The organism is Actinomadura montaniterrae (assembly GCF_008923365.1).
GTDB classification, from domain to species: domain Bacteria; phylum Actinomycetota; class Actinomycetes; order Streptosporangiales; family Streptosporangiaceae; genus Spirillospora; species Spirillospora montaniterrae.
Genome location: NZ_WBMR01000116.1, coordinates 23,077 through 29,680, shown reverse-complemented (window position 1 = coordinate 29,680; position 6,604 = coordinate 23,077). Strand labels below are relative to the sequence as shown.

Here is a 6,604-nt window from a genome sequence, read left to right as displayed (position 1 = left end):
CCAAGGACACCGCGGACGCCGCCGTCGCCGCCCAGCTCGCCGCCGAACGCGAGCGCGACCGGATCGCCTCCCGCGAGGGCGAGCTGCTCGCCGCGCTCGAGACCGCCCGGACCGAGCTCGTCGGCCTGCACGGCCGGCTGTCGGAGACCGAGACCGTCGTCGAGGGGCAGCGGATCGAGGCCGCCGCCGCCCGGCGCGCCGCCGACGACCTGCGCGCGGCCGTCCGCGACGCCGAGACCCAGCGCGGCCAGGCCGTCGCCGACCGCGACCAGATCCAGGCGCGCGCCCGCGAGCTCGAGGAGCGCAACTGGGACCTGTCGCGCGCCAACGAGGAGCTGCGCGCCGCCGTCCAGACCCTCACCGCCGAACGGGACGCCGCGCGCGCCGAGGCCGACCGCGCCCGCCGCCGCGTCGACGCGCTCACCCGCCCGGCGGACCCGCGGCCGGGCGGCCGGCCCGCCGCCGACCGGGAGCCCCCGACCGGCCTGCACCCGCTGCCCCCGCTGAACGGGTCGTCCCTGAACGGGTCGTCGCCGAACGGGTCCTCGCGGTCGAACGGGTCCTCGCTGGACGGCACCGACCCGCTCGCGGTCAACGGCCACCGCCTTCCCCACGCCGGCTGATCATCGGCCGGCGTACCGACGACGAGGAGGAGGTGAGGCCCTTCACCCCAAGGCACTGGCCCTGAACCGGCCGCCCGCACCGCACCGGGGTGGTGGGGCGGCCGGTACGCCAGTATCAGGGTGATATGCCTGGCTAGGGCCGGCTGGTTCGCAGGTACTCGGTGTAGTCCTCGGCGCCCGCGCGGACCGCCGCGTGCACGGCGCGCGCGATCCGGGCGCCCCACGTCGAGCGGGGGCCCGCGAACGGCTCCTGCTCGCCCGACGTCGGCGCCGCCACGCAGATCGCGTCCGACGCGGTGCCCGTGCAGGGGTAGCCCGCCTCCAGGAGCGCCTGCGTCTTGGCCTCCGTCGCGGTGACCACGGCGTTCACCAGCGCGGCATCGCTCAACGCGACCGGCACCGCGACGACGATGTTGATCGTCCCGGGCCGCGGAGGCGCGGGTCGTGGTGGCACGGATCGTGGTGGCGCGGATCGTGGTGGCGCGGATCGCGGGGGAGCGGGTTCGTGCGACGGCGGCGGCACGTCGAGGTGGAGCGGCGCCAGCTCCGGGTCGGCGGCCCCCTCGGGCGCCGCCGCCCACGTCGGCACGCGCAGCCCGACCGTCGCCGAGACGGCGACGCCGCCGTCCTCGCGCCGCATCGTCCGGGCCACGGACGCGGCCGTCAGCATGCCGACACCCGGGCCGTCCAGCCCCAGCGACGCGGCCAGCTCCGTCAGATGGACGACCGGGTCCGTCCGCGCGTACCGTCCGCGGACCTGCGCGTTCAGCACCCAGTTCAGCGGCCCGATCCCGCCGCCGAGCATCGCCGACGACACCGCCCGCCACCCGCCGCCCGCGCGCCACACCGTCGCGGCGAGCCGCGCGCCGTCCTCGTCCCGCCAGACCAGCTCGATGTTCACGGACGCTCCAGCGACAGCAGGGGCCGGCCGTCCGGCCCGGGAAGGACGTGCACGCGGGCGTCGAAGTGCTCCTGGATCGCCGCCCTGGTCAGCACCTCGCCGGGCGCCCCCGCCGCCGCGACCCGGCCGCCCGACAGCAGCACCAGGTCGTCGGCGTACTGCCCGGCGAGCGTCAGGTCGTGGATCGTCGTCACGACGGTCAGCCCGTCCGACAGCCGGAGCTGGTCGATCAGCTCCATCACCTGCTGCTGGTGGCCGATGTCGAGCGCCGTCGTCGGCTCGTCCAGCAGCAGCACCGACGTCTGCTGCGCCAGCGCGCGCGCCAGCACCACGCGCTGCCGCTCCCCGCCGGACAGATGGTCGAGCGGACGGTCCGCGAGCCCGGTCAGGTCGAGGCGGTCGAGGACCTCGCCCGCGATGGTCCGGTCGCGCGCGCTCTCGCGGCCCAGATGCGGGATGTAAGGGGACCGGCCCAGCAGCGTGTAGTCGAACACCGTCATCCCGACCGGAAGGTTCGGGCTCTGCGGGGCGTACGCCACCAGCCGCGCGCGCTGCCGCGGCTTCAGCGCCGACAGGTCCGCGCCCGCCACCGCGATCTCGCCCGCGCACGGCAGCAGCCCGAGCACCGCCCGCAGCAGCGTCGACTTCCCCGCCCCGTTCGGCCCGATCACCGCCGTCCACGACCCCGCCGGGACCTCCAGCGACACGCCCTTCAGCACCGGACGCCCGCCCAGCGCCACGTCGAGGCCCCGCACCGCGACCGTCACGTCTCCACCTGCCGGCGGCTCGCCCGCAGCACCGCCACGAAGAACGGCCCCCCGACGAACGCCGTCACCACGCCGAGCGGCAGCTCGCCCGGCGCGATCACCGTCCGGGCCACCAGGTCGGCCAGCTCCAGGAACGCCGCCCCGCCGAGCAGCGACAGCGGCAGCACCACCCGGTACGACCCGCCCGCCAGCCGCCGCACCGCGTGCGGCACCACGATCCCGACGAACCCGATCAGCCCGCTCACCGCCACCGCGCTCGCCGTCGCCAGCGACGCCGCCAGCAGCACCGTCAGCCTGACACGCGCCGCCGACAGTCCGAGCGACGCCGCCTCCTCGTCGCCGACGCTCAGCACGTCCAGCAGCCGCCCGTGCGCGAGCAGCACCACCGTCGAGACCAGCGAGTACGGCGCGACGAGCGCCAGCTGGTGCCAGTCCGCCGAACCGACGCCGCCGAGGATCCACGAGTAGATCCGCTGCAGCTCCTCCGCCTTCACCTGCTGGACGAACGTCTGCACCGCCGACAGGAACGACGACACCGCCACCCCCGCCAGCACCAGCGTCGCCGCCCGGTTCCCGCGCCCCGCCGCGCTGCCCAGCGCGTACGCCATCGCGACCCCGAGGATCGCGCCCGCGAACGCCGCCAGCGGCACCCCGTACCCCGGGTCGCCCGGCACCAGCACGATCACCAGCGTCGCCCCGACGCCCGCGCCCGCCGCCGCGCCGAGCAGGTACGGATCGGCCAGCGGGTTGCGGAACACCCCCTGGTATCCCGCGCCGGCCATCGACAGCATCCCGCCGACCAGCGCCGCCATCAGCACCCTCGGCACCCGCAGCTGGAACAGGACGTTCTCGTCGACGACGCTGAAGCCGCTGTCGACGTGCACGAACGGGATCCGGTCGGCGAGCGCCTCCAGGATCCCCGAAACGGGCAGCCCGGCCGCGCCCACCACCAGGCCCGCCAGCAGCGTCGCCGCCAGCAGGACCAGCGCCACCGCCAGCGGCAGCGCCCGCAGCCGCCCCCGCACCCGGGGCCCGGCCGCCGGGACGTCCTTCGGGCGTGCGGGGGCGTGCCCGGGGGCGTCCTTGGTGTCCTTGGGGACGGCCGGGGGCGGGTCGTGGTCGGGGGGCGTCACGGGCGGGGGCTCGTCGGGGCGGCGGTCAACGCGTCTTCTGCACCGCGTCGCCGATGGCCTTCACGAACTGCGGCAGGCGGGGGCCCCAGCGGGAGGCGAGGTCGTCGTCCAGCGGCACCACGCCGCCGTCCTTGACGGCCTTCAGGTCCTGGAAGCCCGGCCGCTTGGCGAGCGCGGCGGCGCTCTGGCCGCAGCACTTGGTGTCGGCGAGGAAGATCAGGTCTGGGTCCTTCTTGACGAGGTACTCGCGGGAGAGCTGCGGGTAGCCGCCGCTGCCCTTGTCCGCCGGGTCCGCGACGTTGCGGAGCCCGAACAGGCCGTACACCTGCCCGGCGAACGTCTGGGACGTCACGGTGTGCAGCTGGTTGTCCAGCTCGTGGTAGTAGGTCAGGCCCTTGCCCTTGGTGGACGCGGCGACGGTCTTCTGGATGTCGGCGCGCATCCCGTCGGTGACCTTCTTGGCCTCGGCGGCGTGCCCGGTGGCGAGTCCCAGGTCGGTGATCTCGTCGTAGGCGTCGTCCAGCTTGGCGGCGGCCGGCTCCAGCAGCACCGGGACCTTGACCTTCTCCAGCGCCTTGACGATGCCGTCCATGTCGTTGGACAGCACGACGAGGTCGGGCCGGTACTTGATGACCGCCTCGGCGTTCGGCTTGAACGCGGACAGCTGCGTCCGGGGGGCACCGGACGGGTAGTCCGAGAGGCTGTCCACGGCCACGACCTGCGAGCCGGCGCCGATGGCGAACAGGGTCTCGGTGTGCGTGGGGGACAGCGACACGATCCGCTTGGGGTGGGCGGGAACGGCCACCGCGCCGTTGCCGGCCTGGACGGTGACGGTCTCCGCGCCGCCGTCCGAGGACGTGGTCTTGCCGTCGCCGCCGCATGCGGCGGCGAGCGTCACGGCGGCGGTCACGATGGCCGCGCCGAGGACGCGCACGGGTCTCACAGGAGCCTCCTGGCTGCCGGGAAGCCGCGGCCCGTCATGACGGATCGCCCTTCCACGAGGTCGAGAGTCGTCGGCGCGCGCGGAGGCGACCTGGCTCGGCCTCTTCGACAGGGGCACCACAGTTGCGGGACAGCGCCGGGTTCGCACCGGACTTCGCTCCAGGGCGCGCTTGAAGTGCAACGTTATCAGCCGCCTTATCCGGTTTCGCTCCCGCATCGGAGTGAGCACTCACTTCGGTCTTGACGGAGTGAGTACTCACTCCGTACAGTGGCGGGCATGGAGGCCAAGAGCAGGCGGCGCGCTCCCGGGATGAGTCCCGAGCAGCGCCGCGAGATGATCGTCCGGACGGCGCTGCCGCTCGTCGCCGAGCACGGCACCGCGGTCACCACGGGCCAGATCGCCCGCGCCGCCGGCATCGGCGAGGCGACGATCTTCCGCGTGTTCGCCGACAAGGACGAGCTGCTCGACGCCTGCGTCATGGAGGCGCTGCGCACCGACCACGTCCTCGCCGAGATCCAGGAGATCCCGCTCGACCAGCCGCTGGCCGGCCGGCTCGCCGAGGCCACCGCCGCGATCCAGGCCTACCTCGGCCGCATGGGCATGGTCCTCGGCGCCCTGCACGCCACCGGCCGCCGCGACCGCGGCTCGCACGGCGGCGGCGAGGCGGCCGACGCCGCGATCGACCGCGCGTCCGCCATGGCCCGCACGCGGGGCGCGCTCGCCGAGCTCTTCGAGCCCGACCGCGACCGCCTCCGGCTGTCGGTCGAGGAGACCGCCGGGATGTTCATGGGCCTGGTCTTCACCTGGAGCCGCCCGCCCACCGGCCCCGAGACCCCGGCGCCCTCGCTCGAGGAGTACCTGGACGTCTTCCTGCACGGCGCGCTCACCGGCACGACCCCCGAAGGGAGCCCCGAATGACCATCACGCTCAACCACACCATCGTCACCGCCGCCGACAACGACGAGGCCGCCCGCTTCTTCGCGGGCGTCATGGGCCTGACCTACGCCGGGCCGCACCCGCACGCCCGCCACTTCGTGCCGATCAAGGTCAACGACGGGCTCACCCTCGACTTCCTCACCGTCGCCTACCCGCAGGGCCACCACCTGGCCTTCGACGTGGACGCCGCCACGTTCGACGCGGTCGTCGACCGCCTCGACGCCCGCGAGATCCCCTACGGCGACCAGCCCGCCCACCCCGACAACGGCCGCATCGACACCGCGCACCCGCTCGGCGCCCGCGGCCTGTACTTCTCCGACTCCAGCGGCAACCTCTACGAGCTCATCTCGTCCTGACGCCGGGCCTTGTCAGGACGCGAGCGACTTCAGGAACGCGCGGGTGCGGGTCCGGTCCTCGCCGGGCATGAACTCGCCCGCCACGAAGTCGGTGACCCCCGCCGCGGCCAGCTCCTCCAGCCGCGCGCCGACCGCGTCCTCGTCGCCGATGATCGCGAGGTCGGCGGGGCCCTCGGCACCCTCCCGGTCCATCATCGCCCGGTAGGACGGCAGCGTCCCGTACACCTCGAACGCCTTCGCCGCGCGTTCGCGCGCCCGCCCGGCATCGCCGGTGACGCACACCGGCAGGACGCAGACGATCCGGGGAGCGGGACGTCCCGCCGTTTCGGCCGCCGCGGTGATGGTCGGCGCGATGTGGTCGCGGACGGTGGCGGGACCCGTCATCCACAGGACGGTCCCGTCGGTGCGCTCGGCGGCGAGCCGCAGCATCTTGGGCCCGAGCGCCGCGAGCAGCACCGGGACCCGGCCCTCGTTCGGGACGGTCAGCCCGATCTGCCCGCGCAGGGTCTCGCCGGTGAACGACGCCGTCCGATGGTCGAGCAGCGGCAGCAGTACCGAGAGGTATTCGTCCATGTGGCGCAGGGGACGCCTGAAGTCGTACCCGAACATGTCCTCGATGACGACCTTGTGCGACAGGCCGATGCCGAGCGTCAGCCGTCCCTCGCCGAGGGCGAGCGCCACCGTCCGCACCTGCTGGGCCAGCGCCGCCGGGTGCCGCGGATACGTCGGCACCACGGCGGTCCCCAGCTCGATGCCCGGCACCCGGCTTCCCGCCACCGCGAGCGCGGTCAGCGCGTCCACGCCGAAGATGTTCGACATCCACGCCGAGGCGAAGCCGTCGTCGGCGGCGCGCCGCAGATCGTCGGCCAGCTTGTCCAGCGCGTCGGGACCGCCGCGCTCGCCGAGGGAAACACCGATGCGCACGAGGACCTCCCTGGTCTGCGT

7 protein-coding genes and 1 pseudogene are annotated in these 6,604 nt (G+C 74.5%); 3 read left to right on the top strand and 5 right to left on the bottom strand.

The features are described from left to right. Positions 1-623: pseudogene (locus tag F9B16_RS51335) on the top strand (hypothetical protein); the annotation flags it as partial. Positions 624-756: 133 nt separating this feature from the next. On the opposite strand, the gene F9B16_RS31090 reads toward F9B16_RS51335, so the two are convergent. From F9B16_RS31090 to F9B16_RS31075, 4 genes are all read right to left on the bottom strand, one after another. Beyond that, positions 757-1,518: an adenosylcobinamide amidohydrolase gene (locus tag F9B16_RS31090; RefSeq protein ID WP_151543784.1), complete on the bottom strand. Its 762-nt coding sequence runs from the start codon at positions 1,516-1,518 to the stop codon at positions 757-759. A 2-nt stretch (positions 1,519-1,520) separates the two neighbouring features. Beyond that, complete coding sequence (locus F9B16_RS31085; protein ID WP_151543780.1) at positions 1,521-2,291, bottom strand: ABC transporter ATP-binding protein; 771 nt, start codon at positions 2,289-2,291, stop codon at positions 1,521-1,523. Then, complete coding sequence (locus F9B16_RS31080) at positions 2,288-3,316, bottom strand: FecCD family ABC transporter permease (RefSeq protein ID WP_151543783.1); 1,029 nt, start codon at positions 3,314-3,316, stop codon at positions 2,288-2,290. Before F9B16_RS31080 ends, F9B16_RS31085 begins: the two co-directional genes overlap by 4 nt. A gap of 133 nt (positions 3,317-3,449) precedes the next feature. Continuing rightward, positions 3,450-4,367, bottom strand: coding sequence for an ABC transporter substrate-binding protein (locus F9B16_RS31075; protein ID WP_225992085.1), 918 nt, complete (start codon positions 4,365-4,367; stop codon positions 3,450-3,452). Between the two features lie 276 nt (positions 4,368-4,643). Here F9B16_RS31075 and F9B16_RS31070 point away from each other — a divergent pair, with 276 nt between their 5' ends. Next, positions 4,644-5,285 (top strand): TetR/AcrR family transcriptional regulator, encoded by a 642-nt coding sequence (locus F9B16_RS31070; protein WP_225992084.1) that lies wholly within the window; start codon positions 4,644-4,646, stop codon positions 5,283-5,285. After that, complete coding sequence (locus F9B16_RS31065; protein ID WP_151543778.1) at positions 5,282-5,659, top strand: VOC family protein; 378 nt, start codon at positions 5,282-5,284, stop codon at positions 5,657-5,659. Before F9B16_RS31070 ends, F9B16_RS31065 begins: the two co-directional genes overlap by 4 nt. Positions 5,660-5,671: 12 nt before the next feature. Here F9B16_RS31065 and F9B16_RS31060 read toward each other — a convergent pair whose 3' ends face one another. Then, complete coding sequence (locus F9B16_RS31060; RefSeq protein WP_151543777.1) at positions 5,672-6,583, bottom strand: LLM class F420-dependent oxidoreductase; 912 nt, start codon at positions 6,581-6,583, stop codon at positions 5,672-5,674. Between the last annotated feature and the right edge of the window lie 21 nt (positions 6,584-6,604).